We start from the raw sequence: 15,189 nt of genomic DNA on the forward strand, positions 1-15,189 counted from the left end.
GGTTGCGATCCCAGCAGATGATATCCATCTGTTGGGGAAAATCGCCCCACCAGATCGATGGCTTGCGGGCTGACTTGTCGAAACGGATGGAGGCCATCTGTTTCGGTCAGACCACGAGGGGCGCGGAAGCCGGCCTGAGGGCCGGAATTGATAAGACAGGGCGGCGTGTCTGTTGGCATGGCCGTCAGAAACAGTCCGAGGTTGCCAGATCGTGTCATTTTATCGCCGTTTCATTGTTCCTTTGGTCGCCACCACAGCGCTGATTGCCGCGCCGGCCACCGTTTCGGCCGAAACCATCCTTGGCGCACTCGCCAAGGCTTACCAGAACAACTCGACATTGAACGCCGAGCGTGCCGGTGTGCGCGTCACGGACGAGAATGTGGCGATCGCCAAATCGGGGATGAGGCCGCGCGTCGAGGGAACCGTCACCGCCGGCCTGGCCACCAACGATGGCACGGACATCAGGACGGGCGAGTTCGGCATTGCGCTCACCCAGCCCATTTTCGACGGTTTCCAGACCCGCAACAATGTTCAGTCGGCCGAAGCCGGTGTTCGCGCCGCCAACGAAGCGTTGCGCAACCAGGAACTCGACATCCTGTTCAATGCGGCGAGCGCCTATATGGACGTCATCCGCGACCGGCAGATCGCCGCGCTGCGCGAGCAGAACCTCGAATTCCTGGCCGAACAGGTGCGTTCGTCGCGCTCGCGCTTCGACGTCGGCGAGGGCACGCGCACCGATGTTGCCCAGGCCGAGGCACGCCGCCAGGCGGCGCTGGCCCAGCTCAGCGCGGCGCGCGCTGCCGTTGCATCGCGCTCGGCCGTCTATCAGCAGCTGATCGGCGATGCGCCGAAAAACCTCAAGGCGGCCAGCCCGCTGGGCAAGTTGCTGCCGAAGAACATGGACAGCGCTCTGGCGCTCGGCCTCGCCGAACACCCCGTCATCAAGGCGCGCCAGCATCAGATCGACGCCGCCTCGTTCAAGGTGAAATCCTCCGAGGGTTCCTTCCTGCCCCAGCTTTCCGGCTCCGCCGGCCTGTCGCACAGTTATCGCGATTCGAGCCCCGGGACGCTTTCCGACGGTTCGGCAAACTCGGCAAATGTCGGCCTCCGGCTGACGGTGCCGATCTATCAGGGCGGCCTGGCCTCGGCGCAGGTGCGGCAGAACAAGGAATCGCTCGGTCAGGCGCGCATCAATCTCGATGTCAGCCGCGATCAGGTGCGCGCGGCGGTCGTGTCGGCCTGGACCCAGTACCAGGCGGCGCGCGAATCGCTCGCCGCCAACCGCGAGCTCGTGCAGGCGGCCCAGTTGGCGCTGAACGGTGTCATCGAGGAGCGCAATGTCGGCCAGCGCACCACGCTCGAAGTGCTGAATTCGCAGGCCGACGTGATCGACGCCAAGATCAATCAGGTGACTGCTGAGCGCGACATCGTCGTGGCGAGCTACGCCATCCTTTCGGCAACCGGCCGCCTTTCGGCCAGCCGGCTTGGCCTTCAGGTCAGCGAATACCGGCCTCAGGAACATTACGAGGCCGTCAAGGACAAATGGTACGGATTGCGCACGCCGGACGGTCGCTAGTGGTCTGACCGAAACGGATGGTACCCATCCGTTTCGACAAGTCAGCCCACAAGCTGTTGATCTGGTGGGGCGATTTTCCCCAACAGATGGCTACCATCTGTTGGGATCGCACCACCAGAGTATTTATGCGGAAAAACAATGAGATAGACCGGGCCTTCGTCAGGACGCTCTATCGGCTTGAGCCGCCACGTCGTGCCTTGGTTCACTGCCACAATATCGGATCGTGATGCCGGGCGCTGTCATGCAGCGCCCGGCATTCTTGTGTGCAACCATAGGCAAGTGCCTTGGGGGGATTCTATCCGGCTGCCGCGTCAGATACGATCAGCTAGTGATTCGACCTTTCGCATCAACGCTCGGGCCGACGGAACGACAGGGCTGAAGTGTACCGGGTAACCATTGTTGGGCGGATACCTTTGTTGGGCGGATACAGGGCAGAGGCGGCAGATTTTGACGATGTCACATGGAATCGGGGCACAGAAGACCGATGCGCCCGCCGAGGGTTTCGCGGCGGGTGGTGCGCAGCGCGAACCATCGATGGAAGAGATTCTCGCTTCCATTCGGCGCATCATCGAGGACAATGACGCGCCGCCCGCATCAGACCAGGGTGGCGGTCAATCCCTGCGCGAAACCCCGCTGCGCGGCGCGCTCGAGCGCGAAGCGTCCCCAGCCGAAGCTCCGACTGAAGGAAAATCGATCGCTGGGCCGCGGCAGTCGACCGAACGAGCTTCTGCCATGGTTGAACGGCTGCCCGTCGAAGCGAGACCCGTTGCCGGCGAGACAGGCGGGGAGATCGAGCATTTTCGCGCCGAGCTCAATGCCGAAAACCACCCTTTGCGCCCCGAGCGCTTTGAGGAACCCACCCCTCAATCCGCGCGGCCGGATGATGAGGACGACGCGCTCTCCGGCGATGAGCGGGAGCATGCCCGGCGCGAACTTGGCCCGATCGCCCGCGAGCAGGAAGAGCGGCGGCAGAGCATTCTTTCCGAATATACGGGCCGCAAGGTCGCGGCGGCGTTTGGCGAGCTGAACGAGGCGTTCGAAGCCAGCCGCAAGCGCAATTTCGATCAGATGGCCGAGGAAATGCTGCGGCCGATGCTGCAGGATTGGCTCGACAACAACCTGCCGACATTGGTCGAGCGGCTTGTGCGCGAGGAAATAGAACGCGTGGCGCGCGGCGGATAGGCCTGCGCGCGGATCGCGACGCGTCCGGTTGACTTGGCCTGACCCTTCCGCTTTACACCGTGCTCTGATCGTACCAAGGTCTCTTGGTCTATAGCCTCGCGAGCGCGGATATCCCTATGCTTGAAAAGATTTACGACGCGGCAAGCGTCGAGCCGAAAATCGCTGAACTCTGGGAAGAGGCGGGCGCCTTCAAGGCGGGCGCCGGGGCGAAGCCTGGCGCCGAACCCTTCACCATCGTCATTCCGCCGCCCAATGTGACCGGCTCCCTGCATATGGGCCACGCGCTCAACAACACGCTGCAGGACATCATGGTCCGCTTCGAGCGCATGCGCGGCAAGGATGTGCTGTGGCAGCCCGGCATGGACCATGCGGGCATCGCAACGCAGATGGTCGTCGAGCGGCAGCTCATGGAGCGCCAGCAGCACCGTCGCGATCTCGGCCGCGACAAGTTCATCGACAAGGTCTGGGAGTGGAAGGCGGAATCCGGCGGCGCCATCATGAACCAGCTGAAGCGGCTGGGCGCGTCCTGCGACTGGAGCCGCGAACGCTTCACCATGGACGAGGGCCTGTCGAAGGCGGTTATCGAAGTCTTTGTCTCACTTTACAAGCAAGAGCTCATCTACAAGGACAAGCGCCTGGTCAATTGGGACCCGAAGCTCCTGACGGCGATCTCCGATCTCGAGGTGGAACAGGTCGAGACCAACGGCAATCTCTGGCATTTCCGCTATCCGATCGAGGGCAAGGCCTTTGATCTGCAGGACGAGACGAGTTTCGTCACCGTGGCGACGACGCGGCCGGAGAGCATGCTGGGCGACACCGGTGTTGCCGTGCATCCCGAGGACGAACGCTACACGCATCTGGTCGGCAAGAATGTCGTCCTGCCGTTGGTCGGCCGCCTGCTGCCCATCGTGGCCGACGACTATTCTGATCCCGAGAAGGGAACCGGCGCGGTGAAGATGACGCCGGCGCATGATTTCAACGATTTCGAGGTCGGCAAGCGCCACGGGCTGCGGCAGATCAACATCCTGACGGTCGAGGCGGCGATCACGCTGAAGGACAATGAGGATTTCCTGGCCGGGCTGGAAGGCCAGGAACTGGTGAGCCGGACCGTTGCGGCGCTCGACGGGCTGGATCGCTTCGAGGCGCGCAAGGCCGTCGTCGCCATGATGGAGGAGGGCGGTTTCCTCGCCAAGGTCGAGCCGCACAAGCATACGGTGCCGCACGGCGACCGCGGCGGCGTGCCGATCGAGCCGTTCCTGACAGACCAGTGGTATGTCGATGCCAGGACGCTGGCCAAGCCGGCCATCGCCTCGGTGCGCGAGGGGCGCACGAATTTCATGCCGAAGAACTGGGAAAAGACCTATTTCGAATGGATGGAGAACATCCAGCCCTGGTGTGTCTCGCGCCAGCTGTGGTGGGGACACCAGATCCCCGCCTGGTACGGTCCCGACGGGCAGGTGTTCGTCGAGAAGGACGAGGAGACCGCGCTCGAGGCCGCCATCCAGCACTACATCGCCCATGAAGGGCCGTGGAAGGGATGGGTCGAGGAAAAGCTCGAGAATTTCAAGCCGGGCGAAATCCTGACGCGCGACGAGGACGTGCTGGACACCTGGTTCTCGTCGGCATTGTGGCCGTTCTCGACGCTGGGCTGGCCCGACAAGACGCCTGAGCTGGCGCGCTACTATCCGACCTCGGTGCTCGTCACCGGCTTCGACATCATCTTCTTCTGGGTGGCCCGGATGATGATGATGGGCTTGCATTTCATGGATGAGGAGCCGTTCCACACGGTCTATGTCCACGCGCTGGTGCGCGACAAGTCCGGCGCCAAGATGTCGAAGTCGAAGGGCAATGTCATCGATCCGCTGGAGCTGATCGACGAATATGGCGCCGATGCGCTGCGCTTCACGCTGACCATCATGGCCGCGCAGGGTCGCGACGTGAAGCTCGACCCGGCACGCGTCGCCGGCTACCGCAATTTCGGCACCAAGCTTTGGAACGCCACACGCTTCGCCGAAATGAACGGCGTCGCGCGTGATGCGGAATTCAAACCGGAGAACGCGAAGCTCGCCGTCAATCGCTGGATCCTGACCGAGCTGACCCGCGCCGCGAAGGCGATCACCGACGGCATCGCCTCCTACCGCTTCAACGAGGCGGCGGGCGGCGCCTACCGTTTCGTCTGGAGCCTTTTCTGCGATTGGTATCTGGAGCTGCTGAAGCCGGTCTTCGCCGGCACGGACGAGGCCGCGAAGGCGGAGGCGCGTGCTTGCGCGGCTTATGTGCTGGATGAGATCTACAAGCTCCTGCATCCGATGATGCCGTACATGACGGAGGAGCTTTGGACGCATACGGCGGGCGACGCGGGGCGCGACGACCTTCTGGCGCTGACCGCCTGGCCGGAGCTCGATTTCGAGGACGCCGAGGCGGCTACCGACATCAACTGGCTGGTCGATCTCGTGTCCGGCATTCGCTCGGTGCGCGCCGAGATGAACGTGCCGCCGGCGGCCATCGCGCCGTTGATCGCAGTCGGCGCCGATGAGACGACGCGGGCGCGCATCGCCAGGCACGATCCGGCGATCCGCCGCCTGGCGCGCGTCGGCGAGCTGGGTTTTGCCGGCGAAGCCCCCAAAGGCTCGGCGCAGATCGTCCTTGGCGAGGCGACGTTCTGCCTGCCGCTTGGCGATCTGATCGACCTGTCCGCCGAAACGGCCCGACTGCAGAAGGAGATCGCCAAGATGACCGGCGAGATGCAGCGGCTGGAAAAGAAGCTCGGCAACGACAAATTCGTCGCCAACGCGCCCGAGGACATCGTCGCTGCCGAACGCGAGAAGCTGGCGGAATTCGCCGACGCAAAGGGCAAGTTGGAAGTGGCGTTGGCCCGCGTCAAGGAAGCCGGTTGAGCAGAAGGGCGAGCGGCGCGGACCAGGTTGGACCGTGCGCCTCGATCGTCGACAACGACTGATCGTCCCGTCTCATCGTTCTGCGGGGCCTTACCGCGATCCATTGGTCGGTCGCAGCAACGCATTGGCGGGGCATACGAGGCTGGATCGCCGATCCTTCACCGCCTGTCCGACCGGCGATGATTCGACGGTTGTCCAGCAAACAAAACAGGCGGCCAAGGGGCGCGCAAACCAGCGTTCAATGACGGTTTTGCGAAATCTCCACGATTGTTGCAATTTTGCAACTTTTGCTCGTTTCCAAGGGCCATGGATGCGATTTCAGCGCTTTTTTACCCCAATTCTGCGGTTGATTTACCGTATTCACGATATCAAGGAGCCATTTTTGCGAGCAGCGCGCGCGGTTGTCGTTACGTAAACGTAAGAGTAACGTGCGACAATATGCGCTGTAACGATTGAGGTTAACCGCAGCGCTGCTATCCTCGCTACCACATTTGGAGGAGAGGGGTTCCCATGCGTTTTACCCGCATCGCTTCGGCCATGACGCTCATTGCCGCATCCGTTGGAACCGCCCAGGCTGGCGGTTTCTCGCGCGGCACGGCCGATACGGATATTCTTTACGAGGACGGCAACATCAACTTCCGCGCCGGGGTGATCGTCGTCGTGCCGACGCAGAAGTTCAAGACCGGAGTGGGCGGCACGACGAGCGGCGGCGTGGTCGGCACGGATTATCTCGACACCTACGCGATCCCGTCCGGCGCGGTGAAATTCAAGGTTTCCGATAATCTGTCCTGCGCCGGCACCTATACGGACGTCCATGGCGCGGCATCGAGCTATGACGCACCTTTCGGCCCATCCGGCAAGCGCTCGGAAAAGTTCACGGTCACCGAGTTCGGCGCGACCTGTGCCGTGTTCTTCGATGTCGGCAAGGGGCGTCTGTCCGTGCTCGGCGGTGCGTTCGCCGAAAAGTTCGACTACGATCTGCAGGCATCGCTGCCGCCGGCGCTTGGCGGGCTTCCGCTGAACGTCGATCTCAACAGCACCGCTTTCGGCTGGCGCGCGGGCATCGGCTACGACATCCCCGAAATCGCCTTCCGTGCGCAGCTTCTTTATCGCTCCGGCACGAAGCACGAAGCCGATGGCGGCGGCTCCATCCTGCATCCGCTCGCCGGCGCCATTCCGCTGGTTTCCTCCGGCTCGGGCGAGTTGCCGCAGAGCGTCGAACTGAAGGTGCAGACCGGCGTTGCGCCGGGCTGGCTGGTCTTCGGCTCCGTCAAGTGGATGGATTGGTCGGTCAACGAAACGCTGAATCTAAGCGCCTCCTCAGCCGCGACGGGAACGATCAACAGTCTCAATCAGTATTACTGGCGCGATGGCTGGACGATCACCGGCGGCGTCGGTCACGCCTTCAACGATCGGGTTTCCGGTCTCGTCAGCCTGCAATGGGATCGCGGTGTCTCTACGGGTTATGATTTCCGCACCGACAAATGGCTGCTCGCCGCAGGTGTCGGCGTCAAGGACGACATGGGTGGCGAACTGCGCTTCGGCGGCGGCATCACCTATCTCACCTCGGCCAGTGCCACCAAGGGGATCGAGACAGGGGCGTCCGTCGATTCCGGTTGGGTCGGGATCGCTTCCGCCAGCTACAAGATCAAATGGTGAGCGCCGTCTGATTTCTTGCGACGTCAAAAGGCCCGGTCATTGCCGGGCCTTTTTGCGTTCGCGGTCATCTGAGATTGGTGATGCGCACCTGCCATGCGGCATTTGCATGACTGTGGTGAAAATTCGCATGGGGCTTGAAACAGAAGGCGTTGTGCCGCAAATAGGTGCAGTCACCCGGACCGGGCCCCTCTGGCAGGCAAGGCGTTGCCTGTGATGTCGGACCGCACGACAACGCGCTGACGCGGCGCAAGAATTGTATCAGCTCCATGACAATGCACGACTGGCTGTGGCCCGGCTTTCTGGCCTTTGTGGCCCTTATTCTGTTTTTCGACCTTTTCGTTCTGCACCGCCGCGACCACGTCATCTCGACGCGCGAAGCGTGCAAGACCGTTGCCGGCTACGTCGCCCTGGCGATGATGTTCGCCGTCGGCGTCTTTCTGTTCGCCGGCAAGGACCGCGGCGCCGAGTTCCTCACCGGCTACCTGATCGAGCAGGCCCTGTCGCTCGACAACATCTTCGTCATCGCCCTCATTTTCACCTATTTCAAGGTGCCGGCCGAAGCCCAGTACCGCGTGCTGTTTTATGGCATTGTCGGCGCCATCGTCATGCGCCTGTCGCTGATCGTGCCGGGCGTCAAGCTGGTCGACCAGTTTCTCGTCATCGGCATGGCGCTGGGGGCGCTGTTGATCTTCTCCGGCTTCAAGATGATGACGTCGGGCGACGAGATGATCGACCCTGGCCAAAGCCGTATCGTCAGGCTCTTGATGCGCACGGGGCGCGTGACGACCGAATATGAGGGGTCGAAATTCCTCACCAGGCGCAATGGCCTGCTGTACATGACACCGCTGTTCGTCGTGCTGATGACGGTGGAGGTGACGGACCTCATTTTCGCCATCGATTCGATCCCGGCGGTCCTGGCGATCTCCAACGATGCCTTCATCGTCTTCTCGTCGAACGTTTTCGCCGTGATGGGGCTGCGCGCCATGTTCTTCGTCCTGTCGGGCATGATGCGGACCTTCAAGCACCTGAAGACCGGGCTTTCGCTGGTCCTGATGTTCATCGGCCTGAAAATGCTTCTGGCGCATTGGATCAAGATTCCGTCGCCCCTGGCCCTGACGGTAACCGTGCTTCTCATCGGCGGCTCCATCGTCGCCTCGGTCATTGCGCGCAAGCGCGAAGAACAGCGGGCTGAACGCTAGAGCCGGCAGGTTGTCCATGACGACGACGTCGCCTGGGCGAAGCTCGGGTGCCAGAGCCTGCCCGGCATAGGCACGCAGGGCCGCACCGTTCATCGGCCCGTCGAGCAGCATCGTTGCGGTCATGCCATCAAGCGGCAGGCCACCCGTCAACGTCGTGGTCTTCCGCCGGCCGTGGGGGATGCGGCTACGCGGCATCGTTGGCCGCGTGGGCGCGGCCTACCTGCCGGCCCTTCTTCATGGATGCCGACGTCTCGTCGATGAAGATCAGCCTCCCCGGGGGCGAGATCGAGCCGGCCGTTGAACCAGCTATGCGGCGGCGCAGGACATCGCGCTACTGCTCGGCGGCAAGGCGCTCGCCGATCTCGGCAAGGTTGATGTCTGGCGCCTCCGCGATGAGCCTGAGAGCGAAGGCTTCGTGCGCGTCGAGCTTCGACCCTGGAGGCCGGTGCCCAGGCACCTGGTCATCTCCATCTCCTGACAAGTCGTCAGCAGCGATGAATGAGACAAGCCCGATGCGTGAATCTCAAAACGCGCGACCCGGCTGAGGATCAGCGGCCGGCTGGTTCAACCGTTGCGACAACGTGCTCGATCGCTGTCGTCAGGGAAACCGTTCCGCGGCGGTGTTCGCTGTCATTGTGGTGCATGAACAGGCCGTTGGCGATCCCCTCATACATGCCGAGAAGCGCGTTGGCCACCTCGCGGGGCAAGCCTTCCTCGGCAAGCAGCGCGGCGCGACGCTCCGGCGGGACCGACACCGGCACCACCGGGCGGCCAAGAATTTCCGCGAAGGCCGATGCCACATCACCGGCGCTCCAGTCTTCCGGCCCGCCCAACTCCACGATCCGCTTCCCGGTCCATCCTTCGCACAGCAGGGTTGCCGCCGTGCGCCCGACATCGATGGTGCTCACCATCGGGATTCTCTGGGAGGGTTCGATAAAGGTCGGCAGCACGCCTTCCGACATGACCGCTTGCGCCACCTCGCCCCAGGTCTCGACAAAATAGCCCGAACGCAGGAAGGCGGTCGCCAGTGCCGCCCCGTCAAGCAATGCCTCGAACCGGTTGAGGGTGGCGATGACCCCGGTGCCGGAGGCATGCTGCGCTCCGATAGACGACAGGACAACGGCCTTGGGCAGACGCGCCCGCTGTGCCGCATCGGCCAGCGCCGCGCCGAGTTCTTCCGTGCGGGCATCGGGATCACCGCTCACCGGCGGCGGATTGAGCAGGACCGCTGCCGACGCTCCCTTCAGCGCATCGGCCATCGCGTCGGCATCCTCGATGCTCGCAACGACCACCTCCGCGCCGAGGGTTGTCCACTTTTCACCCTGTTCCTTGCGACGCAGGACGACACGCACCGTCTCGCCGCGTTCGATGAGGGCGCGCGCTGTCTCGCCGCCGGCCCGACCGTTTGCACCAAGCACAACATACATGATTGCCACTCCTTCAGATCGCTCGATAGAGGAACAGATAAGCGCGGGATTTTCATGCGTCCAATGCATGTGATATATAGTTGGCATGCGTGAAGTGGATTTACGTCGGATCGACCTCAACCTGCTGGTGGCGCTTGAGGCGCTGCTGGACGAGAAGAATGTCACACGGGCCGCCCACCGGCTTGGCATGAGCCAGCCGGCTGCAAGCCGAGCGCTCGGGCGATTGCGCGCGCTGTTTTCGGATGCGCTGCTGGTCGATGGACCGGGCGGCTACATCCTCAGCGCCCGTGCTGAAGAGGTGCGCCCGGCGCTGCGCAGGATACTGGCAGGCGTAGGAGAAATGTTGGAGGCCAACGCGTTCGTTCCAGCGACGGCAACGGGGCGAATCCGGCTCCTCATGCCCGATCTCCAGGCCGCCGCGCTCGCGCCGCATCTGCTCGCCCGCCTTGCCCGCGAGGCGCCGTCTCTCGATCTCGACATTGTCGCGCCGGGCACGAACGGGATCGAAGTGCTGGAGCACGGTGCCGCGGATGCGATGGTGGCGCTGATCGACGAAGCGCCGGCCGGCATCCAGCGACGCCGCCTCTATGACGAAGAACTCGTGACGCTGGTGCGGGCGCATCACCCTGCGCTTACCGGAACATTCACGCTCGACCGTTTTCTGGCGCTTGAGCATATCGTGGTGAGCGTCACCGGCGTCGGGCCTGCACCCGTCGACGAGGTGCTTGCGCGGATGGGGCGAACGCGCCGGGTGAAGCTGCGCGTGCCCAACTTCTTCGCGGCGGTCGAGATCGCCGCTCGCTCCGACCTGATCATGACCCTGCCGTCGAGCCTGGCACGAGCGGCCGCCAACATGAGGCGCCTGGTATCGCTGCCGCCACCCCTCGATCTCGGGAGTTTCACCATGAGCCTCGCCTGGCACGCACGCCAGCAAGACGCGCCCAGGCACATATGGTTGAGAGGTGCCATTGTCACGGCGGCGATGGATATGTCATCGGCGAACGAAGTTGGCGGCTGAGGCCGCAAGGCGGGCTATCTGTCGCGCAGTTTCTCCTGCCGCTCCTGATCATCGAATATGTTCCAGTTTCAGCTCCCGTGGGGCGTACAACGGATGCCCCGCCGCCCGCGCTCGGTCATCGCGCCGCCGCTGTGCCCATTTGGCAACAGTTTCTCAATAAGCATTCGGTTAAGACTGCTGCGGGATGCAATGCCAATTTCCCGCCATAAACCCGGCGCATCGACGATGTTCGAAAGCGCGCCGGAAGCCAACCGAGTGTTTTCAGGAAAATGCCGCGCGCAGCGGCTGGGGTGATTATGGACGCTAAAGCCATTTCGAAAGCTAAACTTCCAAGCCGTCATGTGACCGTTGGGCCGGCCCGCGCGCCGCACCGTTCGTATCTTTATGCGATGGGTCTTTCGGCGGACGAGATCGCCCAGCCTCTGGTCGGCGTCGCCACCTGCTGGAACGAAGCCGCACCTTGCAACATTTCGCTGATGCGCCAGGCCCAGGTGGTCAAGAAGGGCGTCGCGGCCGCCAACGGAACGCCGCGCGAATTCACCACCATCACCGTCACCGACGGCATCGCCATGGGCCATCAGGGCATGAAGGCCTCGCTGGTCTCGCGCGACGTGATCGCCGATTCCGTCGAACTCACCATGCGCGGCCATTGCTATGACGCGATGGTCGGCCTGGCCGGCTGCGACAAGTCGCTGCCCGGCATGATGATGGCCATGGTGCGCCTCAACGTGCCGTCGGTGTTCATCTATGGCGGGTCGATCCTGCCTGGCACCTATCGCGGCCGGCAGATCACCGTGCAGGACGTGTTCGAGGCGGTCGGCCAGCATTCCGTCGGCTCGATCAGCGACGACGATCTGATGGAGATCGAGCAGGCGGCATGCCCGTCGGCCGGCTCCTGCGGCGCGCAGTTCACCGCCAACACCATGGCGACCGTCGCCGAGGCGATCGGCCTTGCGCTGCCTTATTCCTGTGGCGCGCCGGCCCCTTATGAAATGCGCGACCGCTTCAACTATGCGTCCGGCGAAAAGGTGATGGAGCTGATCGCCAAGCAGATCCGCCCGCGCGACATCGTCACGCTCAAGGCGCTGGAAAACGCAGCCGCCGTCGTCGCCGCCTCCGGCGGTTCGACCAATGCCGCGCTGCATCTGCCGGCCATCGCCCACGAGGCCGGCATCGAGTTCGACCTGTTCGATGTCGCCGAGATCTTCAAGAAGACACCCTATATCGCCGATCTGAAGCCCGGCGGGCGCTACGTCGCCAAGGACATGTTCGAGGCTGGCGGCATTCCGCTGTTGATGAAGACGCTGCTGGAGCACGGTTTCCTGCATGGCGACTGCATGACGGTGACCGGCCGCACAATTGCCGAAAACATGGCGCATGTTCCCTGGAACGACGAGCAGGATGTCGTGCGTCCGGCGAACAACCCGATCACCAAGACTGGTGGCGTCGTCGGCCTCAAGGGCAATCTGGCTCCCGAAGGCGCGATCGTGAAGGTCGCGGGCATGAAGAACTTGCAGTTCTCCGGTCCGGCGCGGTGCTTCGATTCCGAGGAAGAGTGTTTCGCCGCCGTCACGGAGCGCAGCTACAAGGAAGGCGAAGTGCTGGTCATTCGCTATGAAGGCCCCAAGGGTGGACCGGGCATGCGCGAGATGCTGGCCACAACGGCCGCCCTGTACGGGCAGGGCATGGGCGACAAGGTGGCGCTGATCACCGATGGCCGCTTCTCGGGCGCCACGCGCGGCTTCTGCATTGGCCATGTGGGGCCGGAAGCCGCCGTCTGCGGGCCGATCGGCCTGTTGAAGGATGGTGACATCATCACCATCGATGCCGTGAACGGCACCATCGAGGTGGCGCTGAGCGACGACGAACTCGCCGCCCGTGCCAAGGATTGGAAACCGCGCGAGACCGATTACCAGTCCGGCGCGATCTGGAAATATGCACAGACGGTCGGCCCGGCGCGCGATGGCGCGGTGACCCATCCGGGCGCGAAGAAAGAAACGCACTGTTATGCGGATATTTGAAGCAGGCAAAGCAGCGGTCTTAGCTGGCTTGGTGGCGTCCACAGTGGTGGCGCTGCCAGGTGCGGCGCTGGCGCTTGATGAGCGGGCCGTCGTCAGGGAGCCGGAAAAGCGCAGCCCCTGGGCCGTTTTCCGCTTTGGCTTTTCCGCCTACAAGCGCGGCGAAAAGCAGGAGGCTGTCGAAGCCTATCGCTACGCCGCTGAAAACGGCCAGGTCGGTGCGCGCTGGAAGCTGGCGCGCATGTATGCGGAAGGCGATGGCGTCGCCCGCAACGACTATGAAGCCTTCAAGTTCTTCTCCGACGTCGCCCAGCAGGACGTGCATCCCGGCAGCCCCGACGAGGCCTATGTCGCCGATGCCCTGGTGGCGCTCGGCAAATATCTGCAGACCGGCATCACCAACAGTCCGATCCGCGCCAACCCGCTGGCCGCGCAGGAGCATTTCATGCGCGCCGCGGCCACCTATCGCAACTCCGAGGCCCAATACCAGGTCGGCAAGATGTTCCTGTCGGGCGAGGGCGTTGCCCAGAGCGTCCAGCAGGCGGCCCGCTGGTTCCAGCTGGCGGCCGAAAAGGGGCATTCCGGCGCCCAGGCGACGCTCGGCCACATCCTGTTCGAGAGCGGCAAGGTGGTGAAGGGGCTGGCCATGATGACGGCAGCGCTCGACCACGCGGCGCCGGGCGACGTGAGCTGGATCCGCGCCATGCAGGAACAGGCTTTCGCGCTGGCCGGCGAATCCGACCGGCGCACGGCGATCGCTCTGGCGCATGATCTGCGCGACAACGGCTTCGACTGATCGGCGACTATTGCGGGCGGTTGCTGACGGGCGATGTCGGCAGGGGCGCGAGGGACGCAAGCGCAGATCCTTGATCTGAAAGCTCCGTCATCTCAAGGCAGCCCTTCTTGAGAACCTTCCACGACGAATTGTTCAAAACCTTCTCGCACCGCGCCAGGTGCGGGCCATCTGGCATATTGAGGCAGGCAAGCTGCCCTTGCTCGAATTCCGCGCCATTGGCCCGGCAAAGGCATTCCGCCGAAGCGTTGCCTGCCGCAAGGGGCGCCGCCATCGTCAGCGCGGCGAAGACCGTTAAACGCATTTTCATGGCATTTGAAGAATAGCACGCTTCCGGACGCTGCGCCATTCTACGGCGCAGCAGAGGCATGGCAATGGGTGAGAGAACAAAGTCCTATTTACCGCTTGGCGCGATCAATGGAAACCATCTTCGCGAAGCGAAAATGGCAAGGCCGACTGGCCGTCGCGCCTTTTGGCGCGTGAAGCCAGGTCGCGGATGCGACCGCCGGCGTTTGAGGCAGCAAGAAAACAAGGGCAATCGGGTTCACCCGATTGCCCTGGCAGCAGTTTCTCATGGCTGCCCGAGGCTCAGTTCCGCCACGACGGGCACGTGATCGGACGGCTTTTCCCAGGCGCGCGTGTGCTTTTCGACGGTGACCGACACCAGACGGTCGGCGGCCTCCGGCGACAGCAGCAGATGGTCGATGCGGATGCCGTTGTTCTTCTGCCAGGCGCCGGCCTGGTAATCCCAGAACGTGTAGATGCCGGCCTCGTCATTGACGGCGCGCAGGGCCTCGGTCAGGCCAAGCCCCTTCAGGCGGCGAAAGGCCTGGCGGCTCTCGGGTCGGAACAGCGCATCGCCGATCCAGGCATCCGGGTTCTTCGCGTCGATCGGCTCGGGGATGACATTGTAGTCGCCGGCCAGAACCAGCGGCTCCTCGAGGCGCAGGCGCTCGGCGCTCCAGCGTTCGAGCCGCTCCATCCAGCCGAGCTTGTAGGGAAATTTCTCGCTGTCGACCGGGTTGCCGTTGGGCAGGTACAGCGAGACGACGCGCAGGGCGCCGCGATCGGTCGAGAACACGCCCTCGATGAAGCGCGCCTGTTCGTCGCCGTCATCGCCAGGCAGGCCTCGATTGACCTCGTCGAAGCGCAGTTTCGACAGAAGCGCCACGCCGTTGAAGCCCTTCTGGCCATGCGTTTCCACATGGTAGCCCAGCGCCTCGATGGCCTCGCGGGGGAATTGCTCGTCGACCGACTTGATTTCCTGAAGGCAGGCGATGTCCGGGCTGGATTCGCCCAGCCAGTGCAGGAGATTGTCGATGCGCGCCTTGACGCCGTTGATGTTCCAGGTTGCGATCTTCATGCGAACCACTCCACGCTTTCCCCAACTTGGCCCCTGTCTTAGGTTTGTCGCGCCTTG

General features: G+C 63.4%; 12 protein-coding genes. 8 read left to right on the forward strand and 4 right to left on the reverse strand.

The window, feature by feature from the left end; translation table 11 throughout:
- Positions 1–211 precede the first annotated feature (211 nt).
- The 5 genes from AB843_RS15720 (at position 212) to AB843_RS15740 (ending at position 8,513) form a co-directional block, all read left to right on the forward strand.
- Positions 212–1,576 carry a TolC family outer membrane protein gene (locus AB843_RS15720; RefSeq protein WP_053086138.1) on the forward strand — a complete coding sequence of 455 codons (1,365 nt, stop codon included), beginning with the start codon at positions 212–214 and terminating at the stop codon, positions 1,574–1,576.
- A 534-nt stretch (positions 1,577–2,110) separates the two neighbouring features.
- Positions 2,111–2,758, forward strand: coding sequence for a PopZ family protein (locus tag AB843_RS24630; protein ID WP_157384538.1), 648 nt, complete (start codon positions 2,111–2,113; stop codon positions 2,756–2,758).
- Positions 2,759–2,874: 116 nt separating this feature from the next.
- Complete coding sequence (locus AB843_RS15730; RefSeq protein ID WP_048647830.1) at positions 2,875–5,655, forward strand: valine--tRNA ligase; 2,781 nt, start codon at positions 2,875–2,877, stop codon at positions 5,653–5,655.
- A gap of 510 nt (positions 5,656–6,165) precedes the next feature.
- Positions 6,166–7,314 (forward strand): outer membrane protein transport protein, encoded by a 1,149-nt coding sequence (locus AB843_RS15735; RefSeq protein WP_048647831.1) that lies wholly within the window; start codon positions 6,166–6,168, stop codon positions 7,312–7,314.
- Positions 7,315–7,580: 266 nt separating this feature from the next.
- Positions 7,581–8,513, forward strand: a complete 933-nt coding sequence (locus tag AB843_RS15740) for a TerC family protein (RefSeq protein ID WP_048647832.1) — start codon at positions 7,581–7,583, stop codon at positions 8,511–8,513.
- A 331-nt stretch (positions 8,514–8,844) separates the two neighbouring features.
- Here AB843_RS15740 and AB843_RS26285 read toward each other — a convergent pair whose 3' ends face one another.
- A complete protein-coding gene (locus AB843_RS26285; protein ID WP_280136301.1) occupies positions 8,845–8,970 on the reverse strand; it encodes a hypothetical protein in 126 nt (41 codons plus the stop codon).
- Positions 8,971–9,061: 91 nt separating this feature from the next.
- The gene (locus tag AB843_RS15745; RefSeq protein WP_048647833.1) at positions 9,062–9,940 is read right to left on the reverse strand and encodes an NmrA family NAD(P)-binding protein; all 879 of its coding nucleotides are present in this window, start codon (positions 9,938–9,940) and stop codon (positions 9,062–9,064) included.
- Positions 9,941–10,025: 85 nt separating this feature from the next.
- Here AB843_RS15745 and AB843_RS15750 point away from each other — a divergent pair, with 85 nt between their 5' ends.
- The 3 genes from AB843_RS15750 (at position 10,026) to AB843_RS15760 (ending at position 13,772) form a co-directional block, all read left to right on the forward strand.
- Positions 10,026–10,958, forward strand: a complete 933-nt coding sequence (locus AB843_RS15750; RefSeq protein WP_048647834.1) for a LysR family transcriptional regulator — start codon at positions 10,026–10,028, stop codon at positions 10,956–10,958.
- Positions 10,959–11,254: 296 nt separating this feature from the next.
- Positions 11,255–12,979 carry a dihydroxy-acid dehydratase gene (ilvD, locus tag AB843_RS15755; RefSeq protein ID WP_048647835.1) on the forward strand — a complete coding sequence of 575 codons (1,725 nt, stop codon included), beginning with the start codon at positions 11,255–11,257 and terminating at the stop codon, positions 12,977–12,979.
- Entirely contained in the window at positions 12,966–13,772 is an 807-nt protein-coding gene (locus AB843_RS15760; protein WP_048647836.1) for a tetratricopeptide repeat protein, read from the forward strand. The genes ilvD and AB843_RS15760 overlap by 14 nt, the downstream gene beginning before the upstream one ends.
- Before the next feature lie 7 nt (positions 13,773–13,779).
- Here AB843_RS15760 and AB843_RS26160 read toward each other — a convergent pair whose 3' ends face one another.
- Together AB843_RS26160 and xth are read right to left on the reverse strand one after the other, a co-directional pair.
- A complete protein-coding gene (locus AB843_RS26160; RefSeq protein ID WP_053086141.1) occupies positions 13,780–14,118 on the reverse strand; it encodes a hypothetical protein in 339 nt (112 codons plus the stop codon).
- A 222-nt stretch (positions 14,119–14,340) separates the two neighbouring features.
- A complete protein-coding gene (xth, locus tag AB843_RS15770) occupies positions 14,341–15,132 on the reverse strand; it encodes an exodeoxyribonuclease III (RefSeq protein WP_048647837.1) in 792 nt (263 codons plus the stop codon).
- Positions 15,133–15,189: the final 57 nt, after the last annotated feature.

This window comes from Nitratireductor soli (genome assembly GCF_001050155.1).
In the GTDB taxonomy this organism is placed as follows: domain Bacteria; phylum Pseudomonadota; class Alphaproteobacteria; order Rhizobiales; family Rhizobiaceae; genus Nitratireductor; species Nitratireductor soli.